The organism is Bythopirellula polymerisocia (genome assembly GCF_007860015.1).
Lineage (GTDB): Bacteria > Planctomycetota > Planctomycetia > Pirellulales > Lacipirellulaceae > Bythopirellula > Bythopirellula polymerisocia.
Genome location: NZ_SJPS01000009.1, coordinates 1 through 22843 on the forward strand (window position 1 = coordinate 1; position 22843 = coordinate 22843).

General features: G+C 53.7%; 19 protein-coding genes. 5 read left to right on the forward strand and 14 right to left on the reverse strand.

Features of this window, described 5'->3' with window-relative positions; translation table 11 throughout:
- Positions 1-83 precede the first annotated feature (83 nt).
- Positions 84-1421: a group II intron reverse transcriptase/maturase gene (ltrA, locus tag Pla144_RS21225; protein ID WP_197530895.1), complete on the reverse strand. Its 1338-nt coding sequence runs from the start codon at positions 1419-1421 to the stop codon at positions 84-86.
- A gap of 26 nt (positions 1422-1447) precedes the next feature.
- On the opposite strand from ltrA, the gene Pla144_RS21230 reads away from it, so the two are divergent.
- Positions 1448-1645, forward strand: coding sequence for a hypothetical protein (locus Pla144_RS21230; protein ID WP_146452713.1), 198 nt, complete (start codon positions 1448-1450; stop codon positions 1643-1645).
- Between the two features lie 489 nt (positions 1646-2134).
- On the opposite strand, the gene Pla144_RS21235 is transcribed toward Pla144_RS21230, so the two are convergent.
- The 4 genes from Pla144_RS21235 to Pla144_RS21250 form a co-directional block, all read right to left on the reverse strand.
- On the reverse strand, positions 2135-3733 hold the full coding sequence (locus Pla144_RS21235; protein ID WP_146452714.1) for an alginate export family protein: 1599 nt from the start codon (positions 3731-3733) through the stop codon (positions 2135-2137).
- 397 nt (positions 3734-4130) lie between these two features.
- On the reverse strand, positions 4131-5816 hold the full coding sequence (locus tag Pla144_RS21240) for a multiheme c-type cytochrome (protein WP_197530896.1): 1686 nt from the start codon (positions 5814-5816) through the stop codon (positions 4131-4133).
- 110 nt (positions 5817-5926) lie between these two features.
- The gene (locus Pla144_RS21245; protein ID WP_197530897.1) at positions 5927-6976 is read right to left on the reverse strand and encodes a cytochrome b; all 1050 of its coding nucleotides are present in this window, start codon (positions 6974-6976) and stop codon (positions 5927-5929) included.
- A 1-nt stretch (position 6977) separates the two neighbouring features.
- Positions 6978-7496, reverse strand: coding sequence for a QcrA and Rieske domain-containing protein (locus Pla144_RS21250; RefSeq protein ID WP_146452716.1), 519 nt, complete (start codon positions 7494-7496; stop codon positions 6978-6980).
- Between the two features lie 132 nt (positions 7497-7628).
- Between Pla144_RS21250 and Pla144_RS21255 the strand changes: the two genes are divergently transcribed.
- Complete coding sequence (locus Pla144_RS21255) at positions 7629-8054, forward strand: RrF2 family transcriptional regulator (RefSeq protein ID WP_146452717.1); 426 nt, start codon at positions 7629-7631, stop codon at positions 8052-8054.
- Here the strand turns inward: Pla144_RS21255 and hemG are convergent.
- Positions 8051-9553, reverse strand: a complete 1503-nt coding sequence (gene hemG, locus Pla144_RS21260) for a protoporphyrinogen oxidase (RefSeq protein WP_146452718.1) — start codon at positions 9551-9553, stop codon at positions 8051-8053. The two genes, Pla144_RS21255 and hemG, sit on opposite strands and share 4 nt — an antisense overlap.
- Before the next feature lie 145 nt (positions 9554-9698).
- Here hemG and Pla144_RS21265 point away from each other — a divergent pair, with 145 nt between their 5' ends.
- Positions 9699-10781, forward strand: coding sequence for a radical SAM protein (locus Pla144_RS21265; protein WP_146452719.1), 1083 nt, complete (start codon positions 9699-9701; stop codon positions 10779-10781).
- 23 nt (positions 10782-10804) lie between these two features.
- Here the strand turns inward: Pla144_RS21265 and mobB are convergent, their stop codons facing one another.
- From mobB to Pla144_RS21305, 8 genes are read right to left on the reverse strand one after another with little or no spacing between them, the layout of a single operon-like run.
- Positions 10805-11314 carry a molybdopterin-guanine dinucleotide biosynthesis protein B gene (mobB, locus tag Pla144_RS21270; RefSeq protein WP_197530898.1) on the reverse strand — a complete coding sequence of 170 codons (510 nt, stop codon included), beginning with the start codon at positions 11312-11314 and terminating at the stop codon, positions 10805-10807.
- A complete protein-coding gene (locus Pla144_RS21275) occupies positions 11311-11700 on the reverse strand; it encodes a putative zinc-binding protein (protein WP_146452795.1) in 390 nt (129 codons plus the stop codon). The genes mobB and Pla144_RS21275 overlap by 4 nt, the downstream gene beginning before the upstream one ends.
- A gap of 19 nt (positions 11701-11719) precedes the next feature.
- Positions 11720-13510: a B12-binding domain-containing radical SAM protein gene (locus Pla144_RS21280; RefSeq protein WP_146452721.1), complete on the reverse strand. Its 1791-nt coding sequence runs from the start codon at positions 13508-13510 to the stop codon at positions 11720-11722.
- A 28-nt stretch (positions 13511-13538) separates the two neighbouring features.
- Positions 13539-14084 (reverse strand): hypothetical protein, encoded by a 546-nt coding sequence (locus Pla144_RS21285; RefSeq protein ID WP_146452722.1) that lies wholly within the window; start codon positions 14082-14084, stop codon positions 13539-13541.
- A complete protein-coding gene (locus tag Pla144_RS21290; protein ID WP_197530899.1) occupies positions 14084-14686 on the reverse strand; it encodes a hemerythrin domain-containing protein in 603 nt (200 codons plus the stop codon). Before Pla144_RS21290 ends, Pla144_RS21285 begins: the two co-directional genes overlap by 1 nt.
- Before the next feature lie 47 nt (positions 14687-14733).
- Positions 14734-16047, reverse strand: coding sequence for a hypothetical protein (locus tag Pla144_RS21295; protein WP_146452724.1), 1314 nt, complete (start codon positions 16045-16047; stop codon positions 14734-14736).
- A gap of 17 nt (positions 16048-16064) precedes the next feature.
- Positions 16065-17534 carry a nitronate monooxygenase gene (locus Pla144_RS21300; RefSeq protein ID WP_197530900.1) on the reverse strand — a complete coding sequence of 490 codons (1470 nt, stop codon included), beginning with the start codon at positions 17532-17534 and terminating at the stop codon, positions 16065-16067.
- A 12-nt stretch (positions 17535-17546) separates the two neighbouring features.
- Positions 17547-18053, reverse strand: a complete 507-nt coding sequence (locus Pla144_RS21305) for an RrF2 family transcriptional regulator (protein WP_146452725.1) — start codon at positions 18051-18053, stop codon at positions 17547-17549.
- A gap of 300 nt (positions 18054-18353) precedes the next feature.
- Between Pla144_RS21305 and Pla144_RS21310 the strand changes: the two genes are divergently transcribed.
- Both Pla144_RS21310 and Pla144_RS21315 read left to right on the forward strand, forming a co-directional pair.
- Positions 18354-19187: a c-type cytochrome gene (locus Pla144_RS21310; protein ID WP_197530901.1), complete on the forward strand. Its 834-nt coding sequence runs from the start codon at positions 18354-18356 to the stop codon at positions 19185-19187.
- Positions 19184-22843 (forward strand): nitrate reductase subunit alpha, encoded by a 3660-nt coding sequence (locus tag Pla144_RS21315; protein ID WP_146452727.1) that lies wholly within the window; start codon positions 19184-19186, stop codon positions 22841-22843. Before Pla144_RS21310 ends, Pla144_RS21315 begins: the two co-directional genes overlap by 4 nt.

The window sequence follows — 22843 nt, forward strand, 5'->3', positions numbered from 1 at the left end:
GGACCAGGTGGCCCTGGGTGATTACTCACCCAGGGCTCCCACAGACCCGTACGTGCCCGCATTAGAGCATACGGTTCCTCAAATCATGGTTTCGCTGCGTGACGAAGCTGCGAACGAACTGCGCGTGCGGGAGCAAGCGGGTAACGACGGAGCAATGCGCAGAATTTCTGCCAGTGCATCGAGTGGATGTTGTTGCGGCGATTAAGCCACTTACGCCATCGATTCTCGACTTCCTGGCGAAACCGGTTCATTGCTTCCGAGTTCCCTGTCACTCCGTAATACGCGTAGTGTCCACGTAGCTTCTGGTTGAGCTTGTGCTGCTGCTCTGCAAGCGACAAGTGTCGATTGTCGTGGCACCATTGATCGATGCGACGAACAGCGCGGGTGAAGCGATCCGTGGCAGTCTTGAGCTTGACCACCCAATAGCCCTTCAGGGATTTCGCCCAGTAGTGGGTGAATCCAAGCAGGTCAAACGTGCCAGGACGATCGTCGTCCTTCGTCCGTGAAGACGGAGGGCGGAACGATATAAGTTTCGTCTTGGTCGGGTGGACGGTCAGCCCATACCTACCAAATCGTTTCGGAAGGACTTCCAGCACGCGTTCAGCATCGCGAGGATCGCAAAAGCCGATCACGAAATCATCCGCATAGCGGATGAGGAAAGCCTTCCCACGCAGGCGGGGCTTCACTTCTTGTTCGAACCAGAGGTCCAGCACGTAGTGCAAGAACACGTTCGAAATCAAGGGAGAAACAACACCACCCTGGGGCGATCCAGAGTCCGGGTAACTGACGTTACCATCTTCCATCACGCCCGCTTTCAACCACTTGTCGATCAGACGCAGCAACACGCCATCACGCACCCTCTGTCGGAGAAACTGCCTGAGATGTTGATGATCCAGATTATCGAAAAACTTCCGGATATCGACCTCCAAAACTGTCACGCCCGTTCGCCAATGGCGCATCGTCTGGTCGCGGAAGGAAGTCAACGCATCGTGTGCCGAGCGGCCACGTCGAAATCCGTAGGAACAGTCCAAGAAGTCCTGCTCATAGATCGGATCCAGTAACATGACCACCGCACGCTGGAGAATCTTATCCTCAAGCGTAGGTATTCCGAGCGGACGAGTCTCCGTGGTGGAGCCACCTTTCGGAATGTGCACTCGGCGCACAGGAGGAGCTTTATAGGTGCCGGACTTCGCGCGGTCGAGCAGGCTTTGAAGGTTGCCCTCCAAATCCTGTTCATATTGTTCCGCGGTCACGCCGTCGACACCAGCGGCACCGTCCTTACGCGTGCATCGATACGCATCCTTTAACCAGTCGATGTCCATCAGATAGGCGAGCGAAGTGAAGGCCATCTCTGAAGACCGTCTCGCCAACGCTGCTATCCGTCTCTGTTTCGTGTACACGTCTATCGAATTTCGAGGCATTCGTCGTGTTTCTCAAAAACGGTTCCATGATTCGACGTCTCGCTTTCCTCCACTGGCTCCAACAGGGTGAAGTTCGCCAGCTTCAACGGTACTATCAAGACGCTATGACTTCCTGCTACCCATCTCGCCGCACTTCGTTTCCTTCGCTTGGCGATACCTCGGTTGCACTCGTTCTCTTTCGCTCCCCGGCAGACGAGCGAGCTGCCAAGGCCTGGAGTTGGTAACCCGGTGTCTCCGTCCGGGATGTTGCCGAGGAAGCAACAGGATCTCCCAAGTTCCTGGGGAACCTCAATCATCCGTTTGCACATGTTCCAAACCGACGCCGGCAGGACTGCTTGCACCAGACCCATACAGTGCAGCAACGTGGCCCTTGGTCATCAAAAGGCAAAGGCTCCCACGATTGGGTCTTTCGACGCTCAATAGCATGGCTTTCGGATTCGCTGTTTACGCTTCGCAGGACCGGTCACCCGGCACCACGCAAAACTCGCTTCCAGTTGCTGGTCAAGCTCTACTGGACGGGATTCTCACCCGCAAGGTTTCGATGAAAGGTTTCAAAGGTGTAATTTACATCTCATTCCCCCTTCCCAAGCTTTGCTTGGCGCAAGTGATGCAACCGACGCGGATCCGAGACCGTTGGAACTCAAGTCGGTGTGTCGGACCGAAGGAGGTTCACGGTCGCTCGATGCGATCAGGTCAGAACCCTTTGCTGCTGCTTAGAAATCCAACTCCCACTGAGAATAAACAAAGTCAGCGTCGGTGGGGGCCAGGATTTTGTCGCCGCGCCATAAGTGGGACCAGCCGAGTATTATGTTAGAGCGTGGTCCCCATTGATACTTTGCAAGTACGTCTAATTCGTCACCGAAGTCCTTACGAGTGAGGCTTTGAGGTGGCGTGCCACCGATGGAAGGCACAATGTCGTCGGCCTGGTTAGCCATGAAATGGTAATACCAAAAAAGCAAGTTGATTTTTTCTGTCGGCTTCATCGTTAGCAGCATATTGGGGGACTGAATGTTCGACCTCTGGACGGCGTCGACGAAACCCAAGTATTTGTGTGCCAAAGGAAAGAGCTGGTTGAAGCGGTTGAAATCACCGCCGGGAGCGTTGCCTGACGCATAGTCGTAGTAGCCCCACAAGGTCGGTGACCAGGGAAGCTGAGAGCCAAGGCTGCGGCCAATTCCACAAGTGCAGAAACCAGCTTCTTGGTTGACTCCAAGGGCACTCTGGCGCCCCAATTGCGGGCCACCTTCCATTTCAAACAGCCAATCGTCGATCCCACCATTTATGCGTATACCGAATGTATGCAAGGAGAAATCGCCGGAACCGGCGATCGGTCCTCCCGATCCTACAATCGGTGGATTGTTGTTATCGTAGCCGATGTAGTAGGGTTGAACCGTGAAATTCTCAAATCCGCTATATGAAAGATAGCAACCATAAAAGGGTTGATCATAGTCTGCTCTATCCAGCTCGTTCGGAAGTACCGGCACGTAGTGCGTATAGAAGATATCGGTCTCCCAATCTCCGGTTTTGATCATGACCTTAGCTCCTTCAAAAGTGCGACGAGTATTCGCCCAATCAAGCGGAGAAATCAGTCGTTGATTTCCGTACAATAGTTCTTGGCGACCTACTCTCAAGGTCGTGCTTTCGAGCAGTTTGAGGTCGACAAAAGCATTGAGGAAATCGCCGAAGTTGCGGTCAATCGGCCTGGGGATGTATTCGGAATTGGCCCCGTCGGCGGCATAGATGCCTTCGGTATAGAAACGAACACATTCGTTTACCTGCCAGTTGCCATAGAGCCGCGTCCGAGTAAGCACAAAATCGTTCGTAGTTGGCTCAAATCGAGTAGCTCCCGCTTGCTGACCCATGCCGCGCTCGTGGTGATAACGGAGTCGTTGTTGGCCACCAATGTCGAGTGTGCCCCATCTTCCGTCTTCGCCGATAGTCATGAGCTTCAGACGATCTCCAAGGCAATGCCCCTGATAGTACGGATCGTTCAGGTAGCTGAAGTCGTTGTTGAAGAACAGGTCTTTGTGAGAATTTGCACAAGGATTAGGTTTCTTGGCAGCGTTATTCCCTACAGTATCGCCGCAGTCCACCGAGTCGTCACAATCCCAGCAAGCAACCGTATATGCTCCAGTCTGTTGGACGAGCTGGTCATCTGCTGTGGTTGAGAACGGTTGGCCGTCGGACTCAAGTTCATGCCTTAAGAATAATTCACTTGCGTATTGCGATGATTCAACATGTGATTGCGCCGAGGCACGATCCGTTACGAAGAGCATCGCAATTGCGCCTAGAAAATAGAACAAACGCGACATAACCGTTCCCCATTCAAATCGATATCGCAGTAATATAGCTGTATTGATGGGATCGGTAGTTGTGGTTGGCGTTACTACCTTAAGTGGAATCACCCGCAAAGTTTGCCTAATCGGACACCATCGCGACTGTGTCGGATCGATGCGATTGGCCTAACCGCCTGCTATTCACTTGATGATCGATTTGGCCCGTCATGCTTGGCAACGGACGAATTTCGAGCGGGACAGCCATGTTCAATCTATTAAAAGATGCATGTCCATGTGCCCGAATTGATCGACAGCAAAGGAGAGCACTTAACACCGCTAGTTCTGAAATGGCGCACAATCTTGATTATGGCGCGCGCCGAAACGCGCGTGGGATCCGTGGAAGTCGAGGTCCACTAGGTTTATTTTCAATGGTTTACTCGACATTGACTTCTGCACTGCCATCGGAGTCAGATTCCACTGCCTCCACCAAGTCCTTGGCAACGGGTTCTCTGGTATTCGCCGGAGCAGCCTCTGCCAGTTTCTTCTGCTGCTCAAACCACTCATGTTCTGGACGGGCGAGGATACCCTCGACGACTCCTTCCACTATGATAGCGCTTTGCTCGTTGCCTTCGGCTCGGGCATGTTCGATGATCTCGCGGGCTTGCGGGATCAGTTCCATATAGAATCGCTCCGCAACTTCATACATGCCATGCCAATGAGCATAATCGGGAGCCATCATCGAGGCCCCATGCCGGGCCCGTCGACCTTCGTGATGCCATAAATAGAACCAAGTCCATTCGATCTCTTCATCAAAGTCTTTGGGTGTAAGCAGATTTTGCTCCTTGAGTGTAGCCATGAGCTGCTTGCCTGGTTTAGCAAATTTTTCGTTGTAGTTGACCACGAAATCGTCGTACTGCTTGTAGAAGGCGTCGATGTAGTTTTGGGTATGACAATGCAGGCAGACCTGCTGCATTTCTAGGCGCTTGTCGAGCCAGGAGCTGTGGATAAGCTTCTGCCGATCGTCAGGATCCTGTTCGGTAATAACCTTGCCATCAATGTCGGTGTCCATCACAAGACTGACGGGTGGACGATTAGTCCAAGAGATCCGCACGCCCGGATCGTGCGTGATGCGGCCTCCATTGCGGGAATGTCCCGACATGTGGCAGGTTGCGCAGGTGGGGGCTTGGGAGTAATCCTTGCCGAGCACCCATTCGTCGGCATCTAGGTTCATTTTTTCCCTGAGATCACGGAAGGCAACACCATGCTTTGATTCCTCATAGATCTCCTTCTGGGGATGGTCGGGGCCCAAATGACACTTGCCGCAGTTCTCTGGTTGCCGAGCACGGCGGGGAGAGAAGTCGTGACGGGAATGGCAGGCAGAGCATGAACCCAGCGAGCCGTCGAGGTTGAGCCGTCCGATGCCCGTATTCGGCCAACTGCTAGCCTGCAGCACGGGACGACCATCGTTGGTTTTCTTGATCAAAGCAACGGCCTGCAGATTCGTCGGTTTGCCGTTCTTATCGGGTTGGAGATCCTTGACTGTGATGCTGCTGCCATCCGTGCCTTCGAGAGCGATTTCGCTGCCGTGACACTGTTTGCAACCGGTGTCCACGCTGGCCATGCCGTTGACAATGTCAAAGTCGCGACCCGGTGTCGATGAATGAGGATTGAAGGGAACGCGGGCTCCTTCGACTGTCTCGGCCAGAAAGTTATCGAGCGATGCCAGGATATTGCCGGCCTTGGCGTGATGGCTGGCCATGAATTCCTTAGTAATCTCTTCGTGGCAGTGCGAGCAATCTTTGGGGGTTACGATGGTGGCGATGAGTTCGCCATAATGAGTGTAGGCGTCGGCATCCCCCGTCTGAGCTTGGTGACACTCGACGCAGCCTACTCCCTTTTCGGCATGGGTGCTGCCGGTCCAGTGGTCGGTTATGCCTGGCGAAGACTCGCTATGACACTTTACGCACGCTGCGGACTTCGCCGGGATCGAGATGGCGTGCGTCACCAACCCCGCCTCCTGCCGCTTGCGGGCGACCTCCATCCATTGCACAAAGACCAACGACAATAGAAATAGCAAGCCCAGCAGGCCGATGATGATTTGTTTGACTTTCAAACTCATGCCTTCACTCCAGATGCAAACACGAATGCTTGCCTGATGAAAAATTTCGAAAAAATAAAAACTTGTTCTAACTTATAGTGAGGTCTGTGGGTTGCCGAGAAGCTGTTCTCCTAATGCGCGACGGCTGCCTCCCAAACGGTCAGCCCGATCAAGAGGAACGTCGCAACGATACCGATATACACGCTGATGTCCTCATTGCCGGTGAGCTTCAGCAAGAATGAGTCGATCCAGGGCCAGAGGAACATCGCCGCCACGATGAAGCCGGTGCTTAGTACCGCAAAGGTCAGTGAAAACAGCTTTAGCCAGCGGAAAGAGACGTAAAAAAACCATTCCGGCTTGATCACTTCCGGAGTCAATTGGGGGTCGGCCATGGGCCCCATCGTGGCGGGCAGGATTGTCGCCAGGGCACTGAGCAAGATCATGAGCACCAAGCCGATCATCAATTCCGACAGGATGTGATCAGGAAAGAAGTTGAAGTGGTCGGGCTTGTTCGGGTCTTCGTCGCCGAATTTGAGTTCCGTGACTCCATGCAGGCGAATAAAGGCGATATGAACGCCGATCAGCAGGATCATCGTCATTGGAAATACAGCAGCATGAAGGATGTAGAAACGTGATAGGGTTCGAGAGTTGTATTCATCCCCTCCTAGGAGCATGTGCTTGGCAAATCCTCCGACGACCGGCACAGCGTCGCTGATATTGGCAGCAACCGTGGCACCCCAGAAACTCAATTGCTCAAAGACCAAGCTGTAGCCTGTAAATCCGCAGAGGAGCGTACACATCAACAGCGTCATGCCGATGACCCAATTCAATTCACGTGGCCGGCGATAAGCCGCGGTGAAGTACACCCGCATTTGGTGCAAGATGACCGCCGCAATCATCAGCGTTGCCCCCCACTTGTGCAGACTCCGCAGGTACCAGCCGAAGGTCGCTTCCTCTGTGATGTAGCGGACCGACTCGAAGGCGGTGCCGGTCGAAGGTTGATAGTAAAAAGCGAGCAGAATGCCGGTGACGATCTGTACGACAAACAAGTAAGCGGGGGTCCCCCCCAAGCAAAACCACCACCGTTTGAGATGATTGGGAACGGGTTCGTTGGTCAATTCCCGCAGTTGAGCACTGCTGATCGGAATTCGCTCTGACACCCACCGGTCCAAGGAACCCATCTCATGCCTCCCGTGTGCCACGGACTGATTCAGTGGGAACTTTAATGAAGAGTAGGCCATTCTCAACCATCAATGGGAACCGTTTCAGGGACTGATTCGCTGCTGCAGGAGGTCCCTCGGTCGCTTTGCCGCTGGCATCGAAGGCGCCATTGTGACAGGGGCAAAAGAAACGATTGTTCTGAGATTCCCAATGGACAGCACATCCCAGATGGGGGCAGACGCTGGAAAGGGCAATGAAATCTTCGGCAGTGCTTCCTTCACTTTGTCGCGCCACGACAACCTTGGACCCGACTGGGGTCTCGAAAGGAATTGAACTGCCGATTTTCAGTTGGTCAACCGTGGCTAGGAACTGCCAACTTGTCTTGTCTCCGCCTGAAGGATAGAGAAATCTGCCGGCATAGGTGGCAAACGTGCCATAGCCGCCGATCAGCCCGCCCGCCATCATGGCGGTCGCCATCGCTCCAAGAAATCCTCGCCGCTCCCCGACGTCGTCAGTGAGATCATGATGATGCTCTTCCATCGGCACGAGTCTTTTTTCCTTTCTGACAAGAAGCGGGAGGAGTATCCTTCACGTGTGCTATTGAGAGCGTTAGGATAAACCGCTAATAGTGCATGTCAAGGTCGTGTTTTCCCTTTTTCTGGATTCGCCCACATGATTACTCAAACGGCCGAATATGCTTTGCGGGCTATCGTGTTGCTGGCCGACAAGGAAGAGGTCATCAGTCGACTTGACATAGCCGAGGTCACTCAGGTTCCCAGCGATTACCTCACGAAAGTGTTGCAGGAACTTGTTCGGGCGGGGATCGTCAACGGCCAGAGGGGACGGGGGGGTGGCTATAGCCTCGTTAGGTCTCCCGAGCAGCTTAGCGTCTACGATGTTGTTGCGGTCATCGCTCCCCTCCGACGCATCGAGACCTGTCCCCTAGGACTCTCAGAACATCACAAGCTGTGCCCGCTGCACAAGAGGCTCGATGAAGCGGCAGCGCAAGTGGAGCAGGCGTTGAAGCAGACCACGATTGCCGAGTTGATTGCCAAGAAGCAACTTCAAGCGAACTGCCGCTTCCCAAACCATCTCTAGCCGATTGAAGCTGAACGAAAGGGATATTGTCGCTGGTCCCTGGGATGACGACTTTGTGACAACTTTGCCAACAAGCTCTCTGCCGCCAATTCTCCTGTATGAATACAGTTGGGAACACCGATGCCATGCAGTGCGTTGCCGGCTAGGGCGAGATTCGGCAGTAGTTCGGCGCGTTGCTCGATTCGCCTTACGATCCCCTCATGTCCCACGTAATACTGAGGCATTGCATTGTTCTGGCGAACGATGTGACAGAGGCTTGGTTCTCCACGGATTGCGAGCAGATCAGCCAATTCCTCCCGCACCATTCTTTCCAGTTGCTGGCCATCTAAATTCAGGAGTTCGCTCTGGCAGGCCCCTCCCACGAATGCGCGTAGCAGCACATGTCCCTCCGGAGCGCGTCCAGCATACTTGATACTTGAGAAACTAGTGGACAGGATTTTTCGCCCTTCGATCGCAGGCACGACTAAGCCGAATCCATCCAAAGCGTGTCCAATCTGTTCACGTCGGAAGCCCATTGAAACTATCGCGCAACTCCCGTAGTGAATCTTTCCAAATGCGTTGGCCGATTCCGAGTCAACCGACTTGAGCAAGGTGGAAGAATGTTGTGCAGGTGTTGCCAGGATGACGCCATCTACGTCGAGGCTCCGGCTATACTCTCCTCCAATCGTTAAACGCCAACCCGCTTGGGCGGTAGGCGTCATTCGTGCGACGAGGGAGTCTAGCAAAACGGCTGCCTCGTCGAGACGCTCGACGATCGCTTGCACGAAAGCCGACATTCCCCGACGGGGTGCAACAAATTGGCTGTAGCGTGCTCCACTGCTCTGCTGAGCAGTCGTTCGCTGTGCCTTCTGTTGTTTCCACATCGCACGGATCAAACTTCCGTGGTCCTCTTCCATCTGGCGAAAGCGTGGCATGGTTGCACCTAAACTAAGCTGTTCTGGATCACCCGTGTAGATGCCTGCAATAAGGGGCTGTACCAATCGCTCGTACATCTCATAGCCAAAACGTCGTCGGACAAAACCAGCAAGGGATTCACTCTCGTCGACAATGCGGCGAGGAACAAACAATTCGGCTGCCATCCGCAATTTGCCAAGCATGCTCAGGATGGGAGTCGATGCAATGGGACAGATCCTACTGGGTGCCATGACGGCAAAGCCTGCGGGGATCGCTCGCAATTTTCCTTTGCACACGACGAACGCGCGGCGATGTTCGCTGTTGGTCTCGAGTAGATCTTCCTCCATTCCCAGTCGTTGGCAGAATTCCACAGCCCAAGCGGGCGTGGTGATAAAGTTATCTGCGCCATGCTCCAGGAGAAACCCGTCGCGCTGTTCGGTTCGTAGTACCCCTCCCAAACGGTCACGGGCTTCGAGCAAGATGACTTGCACGTCGGGTGCGAGGTCGAGGAGGCGGCGTGCCGCGGCAAGTCCAGAAATTCCCCCGCCTACCACAGCAATGCGGCGACCCTTGTTTCTCGGCTGAGTTGTGGGACCAATCGGCATGATGTTTCCAAGCCTGTCGTAGCAGAGACAAACCGGACAAAAGAGGATAAACGGACCTTGACATCCACAATATAGCGGTGCTAGATTTGATTAGTCAACTCAGTCGGACTCTGTTGCCATTACCGCATACTGAAGATGCAATTCCATGGTTAGACCAAGAAACCGGAGCGATTTCCGGGCTACCGACTTTCGCCGAAGCCCTTTGCTTGTCTTCTACGAAGTTACCCAAGCGTGCGGTCTGGTGTGTACGCATTGCCGCGCATGTGCCAAGTTGGAAGCAGACCCCAACGAACTCTCGACCGCAGACTCGTTGCGGCTGATCGACCAATTGAGCAATTTTCCCGACCCCCCCATGCTCGTGTTAACGGGAGGAGACCCGCTGTGCCGAACCGACATCTACCAGTTGATCGAACATGCGACGGCGGCAGGTTTGGAGACTTCGATCACCCCCTCGGCCACGCTGCTTGTTACCAGGGAGGCGGTCAGGCGATTGCGTTACAGTGGGATCCATCGCATGGCGATCAGCATCGATGGAGCTAATTCAGAGACGCATGATAGTGTTCGAGGTGTGACAGGCAGCTTTGCGCGGAGCCTGGAGATCCTCAAGGATGCCCAGCAGCTTGGATTGCCGACGCAGGTAAATACGACCCTAACGCCAGGCAATTTTAGTCAGATCGAAGAACTGGCAAAGTTGATCGCCACGTTCGACATCGTCTTGTGGTCGGTGTTTTTTTTGGTTCCGGTGGGGCGCGCTGCATTCTCAGGCCGACTCTCGGCAGAACAGTGCGAAGTCGCTTTTGAGCGGTTGTGGACGCAATCGCATCGGCAGCCCTATCGGATTAAGACGACCGAGGCTCCCCACTATCGACGTTATTCTTTGCAACAGGAACGCTTGAGTCCGTCCGAAAGGAAAGTGCCGGCACCGTTTCGCGCGACCGGGATTAACGACGGTAAGGGAGTCCTGTTTGTCGGACACACCGGCGAGATCTACCCCAGCGGATTTATGCCCCTCTGCTGCGGCCAGTTTCCGCAGCAGGATGTAGTACAGGTCTATCAAGAGTCTCCCTTACTAAAAGATCTACGTAATCCGAATCGACTCGAAGGAAAGTGTCGGCAATGTGAATACCGCACCATCTGTGGAGGGAGCCGGGCGAGAGCCTATGCATTGACCGAAAATCCCTTTGCCGAGGAGCCGGACTGTGCATACATTCCGGCAGTCTTAAGCTAGTTTCGTGGTTCACTTCCACGTGTTCACTCTGCCGAATCGAGTGCAAGAATATTGTCGGCTAGCAGTGAAATATCTGCCCGAGGCCAGACTGGTACGGCGAGATTTGCAACCTTGTCGTGGCTAACGACAGCAAGAATCGAGGGATCTTTCAGGGCCAAAGGAGCAGTGCCTAAGGATTCGCGCCAAACCTCAATCTTCCTCGCTTGCGTTTGCGTATCCCCTTCTACAAGCACGAGTTGGCAGTCGGCAAAGTTCGACTCAAACACGTCGTAGCGACTGTCCAGCGAGGAATCATCAATCGATTCAGGCGGCCAAAAAACGGCATTCATGGATCGTGAAAGGATTCCGACAACCACTGCACCAGCTTGGCGATGTCGGTGAGAGTCTTTGCCAGGGACGTCGAGTTCGTGTTGGTGATGCGTGTGTTTGATCGTGCCGACTCGTATGCCTCGCGCAGTCATCCCCTGAACCAACTCCGTGACAAGAGTGGTCTTTCCATGATTCTTGCCGCCAATGATGTGGATACGTTTCAAATATCGGACGCCCCAGAAAATGTGCTTATATCTTGGATAATTCTTGCCTTAATCCTGATTGTGTCGGCTGGCGAGCAATCCCCATGCTGAACCTTGAGTAAACCATGTTCCGTGAGGGTGTAGTGCCGCGTCGGTTCGGCGCCAACTTGTTCAAGACAATGTTTCACGCAATGCAACGGGCAACCGTCGATAGCCAGAATCCGCCACCCCGAGGTGGCTTTGTTTACCAGAGAGGGAACTCCACCCCCTACACCTGCGATGCAGGACATTTCGGCAAACTGTTCGCGGTCTAATTCAACGGAAATGCTGTTGGCTAGCTGCGCGGTGTTCGAACATCCCGAACAGGAATAGACCAAAGGGAACTCGTCGTAGAATTTCTTTTTCATTGAGGGTGTGTTACTCATTTTACTCGGTGGGGGAAGACGCGAGGGTCGCCAACTCACGGTCTGCCGCAGAGATCATGGGAGTGGGGGTGATTGAATGAACCTCACGGCTGGCCAAGACGCTTTGGATCTGCTTGGAATTAGGCGGCCCTTGGGCATGATTCGTTTCGTAGAATGTTGGAGGTTCGTAGGTCCAGCCTGATTCGAGCAACTTCTGTTGTTCTTGGAGCTTGTGATACAAGTAACGGCCGGCAATGGGAGCAGCCAACCGTGATCGCCAGCCGAACTCGCCATACAATTCCTCCAGAAGTTCGTTGATCTGGGCGACATACTGTGGGTTGTCGCGATACTGGCGGCGAGTTGCCCAGAGAACCCCCGCATAGCGGACTGGCAAATTCGACGCTTCATGAGCAAACCGCGCTCGGATTCTCGGATCGGGGTGCTGCTTGTACTTTTGCCATCCGCGGAGCACGGTGCGGACAATGCGCACCACACTAGGTCCGTTCACTTCAAAGTCGCGGCGAAAAGCGCGGAGCAAGAACTCGGTTTCCTGACCGTCCTTGATGTGAGGATGATGGTAATTAAAGACATGCTGACCATGAATGTCAGCAATCGAAACGTCGCCCAGGCTCTTGAGCGATTCGTTGGCTTCATGCTCGCTGAACAGAGGGGTGCCTGGAATAGGTGTATAAAGCATGAACTGGTGGAACTCTGTGTTGTGGCTCACCGCATGTTCGATAGCTTCGTCGATGTTCTCCGGGGAGTGATCTTCCAAGCCGATGATGCTCGATCCCAGGACACGAATGCCGTGATCGCGGAGCTTCTTCACAAACTGGACGGTATCGGTTCCCGAGAGCTTCGTATATTGCGACCCCTTGCCCTCGAGTCCCAGCCAGACCCAGGAGACCCCCAGTGCCACCAGTTGCTCCATGGTGTATTTCTGCAGCACGTTGGCAGAGCTGAAGACATACAGGGACCAGGGTTTTTCATATTCTTCGATATACTCCAAGAGTCCTAACGCCCGTTTCCTGTCCAGCAGAAAATTCTCATCCATGACAAAGAAAGATTTCACACCGAGCGAAGATTCCAGCTCGGACATGATCTCAAAGAGTTCTTTGCCGGATTGATAATACTCGATGAACTTGCCCTTGCCGCCAAACATGGCCGAGGTCGAACAGAAATTGCAGCCGATCGGGCAGCCGACCGAGGGGATCAGCGTCGCGCAGGCATCGCCCGGATGATTGCGCAAGTTGACTCCCATGATGCGGGAACCGATGTTGGCACGCACCACGGGGTGCCGCACGGGCTGGTGCTCGTCTTCGCCAAGAAACTTGCGCATCCAACGCACCCCATCGCCGCGGACGACGTGATCGACGTCTGCGTATTTTGGCAACACGGAGAGATTGGCGATGTGCCCACCGACCACAATCGTGGCGTTCGGCTGGAGCTTGCGGATCAGCTTGCAAATGCGGCGAACCTTGAGCAGGTTGGTCATGATCGAGCTGATGCCAATGATGTCGTATTGGTTCGTCTTGAGTTCTTCGACGAATCGCTCTTCGGTGGGGAAATCAAGCAGAGTGCAGGGGGCTTGCAGGTTGACTTGGATCAACATCAGTCCCCAAGAGCGATTGAACGTACGCAAGGAGAAGCCTTGTTGCACGCGGGTTACCTGGTTGTGGTAGAGCTCCATCGGGTTGATGAGCCGACTGCCGTAGGCATCGTCTTGGGCATAAGGCCCAAAGACACTGGTGAGCAACACGCGGGCACGTGTACCTTTGAGATGCAGTGGATGGCTGGAATTAGGCTGTGACATGAGAAACCACCATAAAAGTTATCGGGAATTACCAACCAACAGGGTCCTGTGGGCCGATCAAACCCGCGCATAGTTCGCTATTGAGAACGGCTTCCATTGCTGAGGTCGATTCGCACATACCTTGTCGCTCTCGTTCGAGGAATTCCATCTGGGACTGTTCATGGCGAACCAAGTGTCTCAGGAGGAGGGAATCTACACCTTCATATTCATGCTCGATCTCTTGGCCATTGTCGTCAACCAGATAGGCGGCAAATGCATTGGGATGCACAGTTGCTTCCATGCGATCGAGAAAAGAGCTCCAGTCCCCCTTCCCCCATCGTTGGCCTAGCTTAATGCCGTTGCGGTAGAAGGAGGTCTCGACTTTCGGGCGAGCGACCCCTTCCCGCTCTAAAGCTTTCATGCAGAGAATTTTGTTACTTGCCTCCAGGCGGCGATAGATATCGAGCTTCTGTTTTTCCACGGGATCCTCCCGCAACAGCATGGCCACTTCGCCCGCAATGGCCCCCGCCGTTTCTACTTTGAGGCAAAAAACCAAAGCTGCCAGATACTGTTCACGATTCATGATGAGGTGCATTACTGGTGCTCACTACAACAAATACCCATTTCACTGTTTGAGGCTTGGCATGTCACTCTAAATCGCTTTGCCAATTCGGTAGCAATTGCAAGGTACTTCTCATGCGTCCCCGGTCCCAGGTCGTCATGCTCGACGTGGGCAAATGACTTTAAGAGGCCCAATTGATCCTCCTCACTCAGTGCCTGATCAGACATTTGGAACAAGCAATGGTCTTCTTTGAGGATATGCTCCCTGAGTAGTTGGATGAACGCCTTGGCATGGGACACAAAGTCCTTCTTTGCCTCAGAAACTCCAGTCTCAAAAGTGCAAACTGCCGTAGCCATACCCTGGACATGCTTGCGTCCTGCTTCGTGTTCGTGGAGCATGACCCCCGTCGGGCCTTGTTCGCGCGAGAATCCTTTTTCCTCTAGGAGTGGGAACAGGCAATCCTCTTCTTTGCCATGATGACATTTGTCGGCGAAATTACTGAAGAAGTCGATCGCTTGTTTAGCAGACTCGACGTCCAATGCTCCAGCTTCAGCGCGTTGGGCCATGACCTCCAAGCAGTCCAAGACCTGTTCGATCACACGGTGTTCTTGCATGAGTATTTCGGTGGGTCGCATGGTAATTTCTCTTCTATTGAGTTGAGAGTGGTTCTTCAAGATCCCTGTCATTGAATGGCTCTAACTGATGAGTCAGTTTTCCAGTAATGAGGCAAGTCTGATTTCGTATCTCGCAGGATATCGAGGATCGCTTGCTGGTCGTGGGGAGTAAGGTGGCTGTATGTTCCGCTCGTGTCAGCTCCAGTCAAGACGTCAAAGAGACGCTGATAGACGAGAGCTTTCGTCGCTGGGGGAAGCTTTTCGAAGGAATCGGAATAGATAAGGTAACTGCAGGGGTATTTCATCAGCCGCTGGGAAAGGTCGAGTTCGCGTAATGAACGTCCTCGAGAGCCAGGGGTACCGCGCGCGGCGAACTCTTCGGCGAATGTTGAAGATCCTTGAACGGGGTCTTCCAGAGGAAATTCATCGGCGAACAACAGACACTGAACTAGTTCGTCTACTGCTGCGGAGATTCTCCGCTCGGTCGACTCACTCTGGTAGTTGAGCGGCCGATCCAACGCCTCGTTCATGATGCCGTCGTAGTGGGTAGCTGAACGGGTCTCAAAGTTGGCGCGGGTGATCAGATTGAGCATCCGAGTTTGATGCTCCAAAACCATGAGTGCTACGATGTCGCTATGGGACGCAAGGTAGGGTGCCGTATTGAGGAGCTTGCTTATGTCGGTAACATTGGCACCTGCTTCGACATCAATTGCTTCAGGCTCGTCGCGGTTGGGGGCCACGACGTTTCCCATGTGCCTCGCTTTCCCATGGGTACCGGTGACATACCAGCCACCCCAGCGTTCCTGTAAAGGGCTTCGATAGTCGGTTGTAAACGTGCCGGCCCCGTAGTGGGGCTGTCCCGAGGGGGCAGAGAACACGGATCGCACCAAGTGCCCCGGGACGCCGGATGTGCGCGAGGAAGCGTGGCAGATAATACACTGTCCACGATCTCTCACGAAGGTGGGCGTTGCCGACACCTCTTGCGCTAGAGTGTAGAATACTGCGCCCAGTTGGGGATCCGCCGTGGAGATCTCGACAATGTCTCCCCCTTGAACCCAACCTACGAAGGCATCGTCGCCGAAATACACAGCCCGTGGTCTGCGGGGAGTGATCTTCTGGAGTTGAAAGCTGGTCTTGGAAAAGACAAGCATTTGTGACGAGAGTGAGATACCCAGTTGCTCAAGTACGGAGGGTAAATAGCCGCGGTCCTTGTCAAAAGTGAGTTCTGCCTCACCGTTGTCTAGACGTTCCTGTAGTCGCGAAACAGGATTGGAGGGTGTTGCCGTAGAATAGTTGATCGGTTCACAGTCGAAGTCCAATTGCGCCCAGGTTTTTCCGGGGCTGATTAACAGCATGACGATAGTTAGAAAATAAATTCGCATGGGAGACCGGGAGATTTTCAATGGCTCGCTAGAGCAGTTACAGGGTTGCGGATTGCCACGAGTGAGAGCAGGTAATTCACGACTTCGTGAGCGGTGTACTTGACCGCTTCAGGATCTATCAAGAATTGCGAGAGGTTCCTGGCATCGTCGCCACACGTGACCAAGGGCAACTCGTGTTCGCCAGCGCCCCGTACTTGTCCCAAGCCAACATTGGCCATGAGGCCATTGCATACACACTTTCGATTCATAGTATCTTCCGCGATGCCGTCCTTATGCACATAAGCTGCCACAGGTTCGGCGGGGCAGCGCCATCCCAACGTGCCGTCGGCTTTCTTGAACCCCTGGCGCAGAAAGCCAAGGTCGCAAACCCGTTTCCGGAGTTGATAATGAGCCGAGTCGGAAACGCTTCCGAGCAGGGAAAGAACTTTGAACGGAAAACCAGCCGGAGAGGCAACCGGATCGGTGCGTACCTCAAGCTTGCCGGACTTGCTCAGTTGGACAACTTCCCGTCGAAGATCTTCTCGCATCCCCGATTCTTCGCAGAAAGCAAAAGCGGTCCCCACCTGGACCCCAGTGGCCCCCGCTTCCATCGCAGCAACTACCTGCTCGGGGGAACCATAGGAGCCGGCCAGCCAGAACGGGAGCCCGAGTTCTTTCATTGCGTTCATATCGACCTCGTCTCGGTCGCTGTAGATTGGCTCGCCGAGTTCGTTGAGTTGCGTCTTTCCGCGAGGAGGGGCATTGTGCCCGCCGGCCGTAGGGCCTTCGACCACGAAACCATCGACAGTTCCGCTGGATTTGCGGGCCAGCATAGCAGCAAGTGTCGCGGAAGCCACGATTGGTAAGAACTTGGGACGACGCAGCCAAGGAACTTGGCCACCCGTAAACGCCTCAGGATCGAAACGCGTGGAGAAGTGGTCATCGCGCTCAGCACCGGCAACTTTCAAGGCAAGTTCAACTGGTTTCCCATCACACAGACGGTCGATGACTCCAGGGATGGAGGTCGGGATGCCCGCCCCCATCAACACGTAATCGACTCCTGCAAGCATTGCACCGAATAGCGACGGCAGCGCGGGAAGTTGGATTTTCTCCAGATAATTGATTCCGACTAAGCCCTCGTGATCCTCCTTGGCCAAGAACACTTCGGCAAAGTTTGCCAGAACGATCAATTCAAGTTGTTCTTGGGTCGGCGCTTCGGTCAATAATTTCGTGGCGACAAATGGAATGTCCTTCGCCTTTCCCCCGGGCGAGAAGTAGCGATCGTGCACTCGCTGCGCGATCTCTGGTAGCGGAAATTCGTTAAAGGCTCGTCGCAGGGCTCCGCCAGGATCGCCCAATTGCAAGCGGCGAACCATAACCGTGTCCAAAGCTGTCCCCGAGACAACGCCCAGTTGGCCAGCCAAAGCTACGGCCTTTGCCAATAGCCAGGACGAAACCGCTACTCCCATTCCCCCCTGAATGATGATCGGATGCTGATTGTGCATCATCGTGAATCCTTTTTATTTGTTAGTGGGTCGTTTACTTTTGCTCTGTTTGCTTTGTGGGTTACGTGATGCGCGACTTATGTCAATAGTCATTACCTTCGTCTCTTCACATAATGGCGTGACACTTCCTGGTTCAGCAAGGACATCGGCTATCGTTGTGTCACGAAATTGTTCTTCTACCATCGCCATGGCTTGATCGAGACGTCGATGAAGCTGACAGAGTTTTGAACCGTGGGACTTGATCCCAAGCGGGCACTCGAGAATTCGCTGGAAAGGTTCCACTGCATCGACCACTTCCCACACGGTCAACTCGTTTGGTTTCCTAGTCAGAATGAACCCGCCGTGCGGTCCCCTTTGCGAACTGACAAGTCCGGTGCGTACTAGTCCCTGCATCAACTTCGAGAGATAAGGTGCCGGCACCTGGGTGATCTTGGAGATCTGCTGGGCAGTGCAAGGCAGACCGTCGTGTTGGGCAATCGTGACGATGGCACGCAAGGCGTATTCAACCGTTTGAGAAATCATAGGCGTGAAGTTTGGTATCTCAAATTAAAAATAAGATATAAAGACCTTGACATCCGTTATAGCGACCGGTAGATTGACTTGCAACAAGGAGTTATGGATCGTTATATCTGATTTATGGTCTTGAAATTGCAGAACCATTTGTTTTTCATTGCGAAAGACGTTTTAGAGCGGAGTTTTCAGGGCGAGAAAAAAATGCCTCACAGCATTCTTAGTTTACTTAGACTTCCCAGGCTGCCAGTTGCCGTGGTCTCAGTACCACGGTCTTTGGAAGGAATCAGTGAATCCTGCCCTAGGGTTTTTGTGGCACACATCGTTGTTTGCCTCGTTTCCATTTTTGCGATCCCCGGTGCCAAGGGGCAGGACACACCAGACTACTTTCGTCAGAACTGCATTAGCTGCCACACCATAGGAGGCGGGCGACTCACTGGTCCTGACTTGAAGGGCGCCACTGAGAGACAGGATCGCGAGTGGCTGAAGAAGTTCCTGATGAATCCTCGGGGAGTGATAGATAGCGGCGATGCCTATGCCAAGAAGATTTTCGAGGAATCTCGCAATGTGCCAATGCCCACGCCACCGGGAATCACTGCCGAAAGGGCTGAAAAACTACTCGACTTGATTGAGGCGGAGTCACTGCTAGAAGAATCTCAGTTCAAGGGATTGCAAGTCTCTACCGCTCCATTCACGGATGCGGATCGTACACGAGGGCGAGAAATATTTCTCGGGCCTCAACGTTTGGAAGCTGGGGGTACTGCGTGTGTTTCGTGTCACAGTATGCATGACACGACGGCACTTGGAGGGGGCCGACTGGGACCAGATTTGACCAACGTCTATGAGCGACTAGAGGGTCGTGTTGCTTTAAGCGCTTGGTTGATGGCACCAGGTACTGAGACGATGCAACCAATATTTAAGAACCATCCCTTGTCGGCGGATGAAATTCATGCTTTGGTCGCCTATTTTGAATCGACCGCTGCAGAGCGACCCGCAAATACTTCTACTAATCGTGTAACGTTTTTGCTCTCGGGACTGGCACTGGCCGTGATGGGAGTGTTCTTTTTCGATGTTATCTGGAAACGTCGATTTCACAGCGTTCGTAGAACGCTAGTCGAGGCAAATACCTCTCGAGGTAAATCATGAGTGTATTAGATGCGATCGCTTGGATCCGCGATGAAGTCAATCCCAAAGGTCGCAGTTGGGAAGAATTCTACCGTAATCGCTGGCAACACGACAAAATTGTTCGAAGCACGCATGGCGTCAATTGCACCGGCGGATGTACCTGGCAAATTCATGTTAAGGACGGGATCGTCACCTGGGAGATGCAGGGCCTGGACTATCCAGTACTTGAATCGGGTATTCCGCCCTATGAGCCGCGAGGCTGTCAGCGCGGGATCTCTTACAGCTGGTATCTCTATAGTCCCCTGCGTGTTAAGTATCCGTACATTCGCGGAGCCATGTTGGATTTGTGGAGAGAAGCCAGGGGAGATCACGAGGATCCGGTCGATGCCTGGAAGAGTATGGTAGAGAATTCCGAGTCGCGACGCCGTTGGCAACGGGCGCGCGGTAAAGGTGGGCTGAGGCGCACCGATTGGGAGACCGTGTTGGAAATCATTGCAGCCTCTTTGATCCATACGATCAAATCTCATGGTCCCGATCGCATTGCCGGCTTCTCGCCGATTCCTGCGATGTCCATGATTAGTTATGCATCGGGGTCACGACTGCTGCAGTTGTTGGGTGGTGTTTCGCTATCGTTTTACGACTGGTACTGTGACCTGCCGACGGCTTCGCCTGAAACCTGGGGCGAACAGACCGACGTAGCCGAAAGCGCTGATTGGTATCACGCCAAGTTGCTGGCCGTGATGGGTTCGAATCTGAACATGACCCGCACTCCCGACTGCCACTTCGCTGCCGAAGCGAGGCACAACGGCTCCAAGATGTGGGTTTTCTCGCCGGACTTCAGTCAGGTTTCTAAGTATGCCGACGAATGGATCGATATCAATGCTGGCCAGGACGGCGCCTGGTGGATGGCCGTCAATCATGTGCTTTTGACGGAGTTTCACCATCAGCGACAGGTCCCTTATTTTGATAAGTACACGCGCAAGTTTACGGACGCACCATTCTTGGTGGAGGTCAAAAAGGGTGCTGACGGGGTTTTGCGGCCAGGCCAACTGCTTCGGGCAGGACGACTCAAACAATATTCCGACCAGCAACATGGCGAGTGGAAGTTCCTCATGTGGGACGAGCAGACTGACGCTGCCAAGATGCCCATGGGAAGTTCAGGCGACCGCTGGGGAGACGTGAAAGGCAAATGGAATCTGCTGCTGAAGGATGGCAAAGACGGGAGTGAGATTCATCCAACACTCACATTCTTGCCAAAGAACGATGGCGTCGTGCAAGTGGAACTCGACGACTTTGGAATGGGGTCGGTGTATAAACGAGGTGTCCCCGTACGGACCATCAAGACTGCTGATAATCAGCAGGTGCAGGTGACAACCGTCTATGACCTGATGATGGCTCAATACGGCGTGAATCGTGATTTGGCGGGCGATTACCCGACCGATTACAACGATGAAAATGCCCCCTTCTCTCCAGCCTGGACGGAAAAGTACACCGGTCGTGGTCGAGAAGACGTGATTCGCTTCGCCCGAGAGTGGGGCCAGACAGCAGAGCTGACCGAAGGCAAGTGTACGATCATCATCGGTGCCGGTGTGAATCACTGGTATCACGCTAACCTGATGTACCGCGCAGGCATTCACGCGCTCATGTTTTGCGGCTGCGTTGGCAAGAATGGCGGTGGCTTAGCCCACTATGTTGGACAGGAAAAGCTGGCTCCAGCAGAATCCTGGGCGTCGATTATGTCAGCAAAGGATTGGCAATCGACCCCTCGTCTGCAAAACGCACCGAGTTGGCACTACGTCCATTCGGACCAATGGCGCTACGAAAAAGATTTTACGGACTACCACACAGTTCCCAAGCAACAAAGCAAGGACAGCATGGCTCAGGGGCATGCGATGGATATGCAGGTCCGTGCCGTACGAAATGGCTGGTTGCCGTTCTATCCTCAGTTTCCCGAAAACCCTCTGGAAGTCGCCGCCGCGGCGCGTAAAGCTGGCGCCAAATCGCCTGAGGAAGTCGCCGCTTGGGTCGCTGCCCGGCTGAAAAACCGCGAGATGAAGTTATCGGTCGAGGATCCTGATGCAGAGGAGAATTGGCCGCGAGTCTGGTTCATCTGGCGTGGCAACGCTTTGATGGCGAGTGCCAAGGGGCATGAATATTTCTTGCGTCATTATCTAGGTACGCACGACAATTGCGTCAATGAGGACATGGCCGCCGACTCGGTCAAAGAGATCGTGTGGCACGAGAACGCGCCGCAGGGAAAGATGGACCTGGTTGTAGATCTCAACTTCCGGATGGACACTTCGGCGCTTTATTCAGACATCATCCTTCCAGCCGCGACTTGGTACGAGAAGGCAGATCTTAACTCGACCGATATGCACAGCTTCATCCATCCACTCTCCAAGGCGGTGCCTCCTTGCTGGGAGTCGAAAAGCGATTGGCAGATTTTTGAGCTGGTTGCCCAGAAGTTCTCAGCGCTCGCGGAGAAGCATTTCCCCGAGCCTGTGGAGGACTTGGTGGCGGCACCCCTGGCCCACGATTCACCGGCTGAGATCGCGCAGCCGGATATGAAACAGTGGATTGACGGTGGCGTCGAGGCGATTCCAGGCAAGACGATGCCTAACTTCAAGATTGTCACCCGCGACTACAAGAATCTTTTCAACCAATATATCTCTTACGGTCCGAATGTCCGCGAGGGAGGATTGGGAGCCCACGGCACGAATTATGGAATCAAAGAAGAATACGATGAGTATCTCACGACACATCCCACGGTGACTTGGAATGGCAAGACCTATCCATCACTCCGCCGCGATACCGAGGTGTGCAACACGATCCTCCACTTTGCCACGGTAACCAACGGCGAATTGGCCTATCGCTCCTACAAGAATATGGAGGAGAAGACGGGCTTGCCCCTGGTGTATTTGGCGGAGAAGAACCGTGGGGTGCGAGCTACGTATGAAGATCTGCAATGCCAACCGCAGCGATTCATCAATAGCCCGATGTGGTCGGGACTCATTGAAAATGGCCGCACTTATTCGGCCTTCACCTACAATATCGAGACCGACGTGCCCTGGCGGACCTTGACCGGCCGACAACATTTCTATCTCGATCATCCCGTGTATATCGAGTTTGGCGAGCATGTACCAACTTACAAGCCTAAGCCGTTGCCTACTCAGTACGCCGACCTCACTTTCAGCGAAGGGGAAGCACCTCCTGAATCGCAAGTTCTGACACTCAATTATCTGACGCCTCATGGCAAATGGCATATCCATTCAACCTATGGTGACAACCAACGGATGACCACGCTTTCGCGCGGTGTCGATCCGATTTGGATAAGTGTCCAGGATGCGAAAGCATTGGGAGTCGACGACAATGATTGGGTGGAAGTTTACAACGACAACGGTGTTGTAGTCACACGAGCGGCAGTGAGTTCGCGGATACCGCCAGGTATTTGTATTCAATACCACTCACCGGAACGAACCTACAGTGTGCCTCGTTCGCCACTAAGAAAGAATCGTCGTGCAGGAGGACACAACAGCCTGACGCGCACCCGATTAAAGCCCAACTTTATGATCGGCGGTTATGGGCAGTTTACTTATCACTTCAATTATTGGGGGCCGATCGGCTGTAATCGCGACACCCACATTATTATCCGTAAATGTCCCGTCGTGAATTTCTAG

What these genes read in the sequence shown, in the direction of transcription:
- Pla144_RS21315 (WP_146452727.1), top strand. Translation starts at nt 19,184, where the DNA reads ATGAGTGTATTAGATGCGATCGCTTGGATCCGCGATGAAGTCAATCCC.
- Pla144_RS21255 (WP_146452717.1), top strand. Translation starts at nt 7,629, where the DNA reads ATGATTACTCAAACGGCCGAATATGCTTTGCGGGCTATCGTGTTGCTG.
- Pla144_RS21275 (WP_146452795.1), bottom strand. Translation starts at nt 11,700, where the DNA reads ATGAAAAAGAAATTCTACGACGAGTTCCCTTTGGTCTATTCCTGTTCG.
- ltrA (WP_197530895.1), bottom strand. Translation starts at nt 1,421, where the DNA reads ATGCCTCGAAATTCGATAGACGTGTACACGAAACAGAGACGGATAGCA.
- Pla144_RS21280 (WP_146452721.1), bottom strand. Translation starts at nt 13,510, where the DNA reads ATGTCACAGCCTAATTCCAGCCATCCACTGCATCTCAAAGGTACACGT.
- hemG (WP_146452718.1), bottom strand. Translation starts at nt 9,553, where the DNA reads ATGCCGATTGGTCCCACAACTCAGCCGAGAAACAAGGGTCGCCGCATT.
- Pla144_RS21295 (WP_146452724.1), bottom strand. Translation starts at nt 16,047, where the DNA reads ATGCGAATTTATTTTCTAACTATCGTCATGCTGTTAATCAGCCCCGGA.
- Pla144_RS21240 (WP_197530896.1), bottom strand. Translation starts at nt 5,816, where the DNA reads ATGAGTTTGAAAGTCAAACAAATCATCATCGGCCTGCTGGGCTTGCTA.
- Pla144_RS21250 (WP_146452716.1), bottom strand. Translation starts at nt 7,496, where the DNA reads ATGGAAGAGCATCATCATGATCTCACTGACGACGTCGGGGAGCGGCGA.
- Pla144_RS21305 (WP_146452725.1), bottom strand. Translation starts at nt 18,053, where the DNA reads ATGATTTCTCAAACGGTTGAATACGCCTTGCGTGCCATCGTCACGATT.
- Pla144_RS21300 (WP_197530900.1), bottom strand. Translation starts at nt 17,534, where the DNA reads ATGATGCACAATCAGCATCCGATCATCATTCAGGGGGGAATGGGAGTA.
- Pla144_RS21285 (WP_146452722.1), bottom strand. Translation starts at nt 14,084, where the DNA reads ATGCACCTCATCATGAATCGTGAACAGTATCTGGCAGCTTTGGTTTTT.
- Pla144_RS21245 (WP_197530897.1), bottom strand. Translation starts at nt 6,976, where the DNA reads ATGGGTTCCTTGGACCGGTGGGTGTCAGAGCGAATTCCGATCAGCAGT.
- Pla144_RS21235 (WP_146452714.1), bottom strand. Translation starts at nt 3,733, where the DNA reads ATGTCGCGTTTGTTCTATTTTCTAGGCGCAATTGCGATGCTCTTCGTA.
- Pla144_RS21265 (WP_146452719.1), top strand. Translation starts at nt 9,699, where the DNA reads ATGGTTAGACCAAGAAACCGGAGCGATTTCCGGGCTACCGACTTTCGC.
- Pla144_RS21290 (WP_197530899.1), bottom strand. Translation starts at nt 14,686, where the DNA reads ATGCGACCCACCGAAATACTCATGCAAGAACACCGTGTGATCGAACAG.
- Pla144_RS21230 (WP_146452713.1), top strand. Translation starts at nt 1,448, where the DNA reads ATGATTCGACGTCTCGCTTTCCTCCACTGGCTCCAACAGGGTGAAGTT.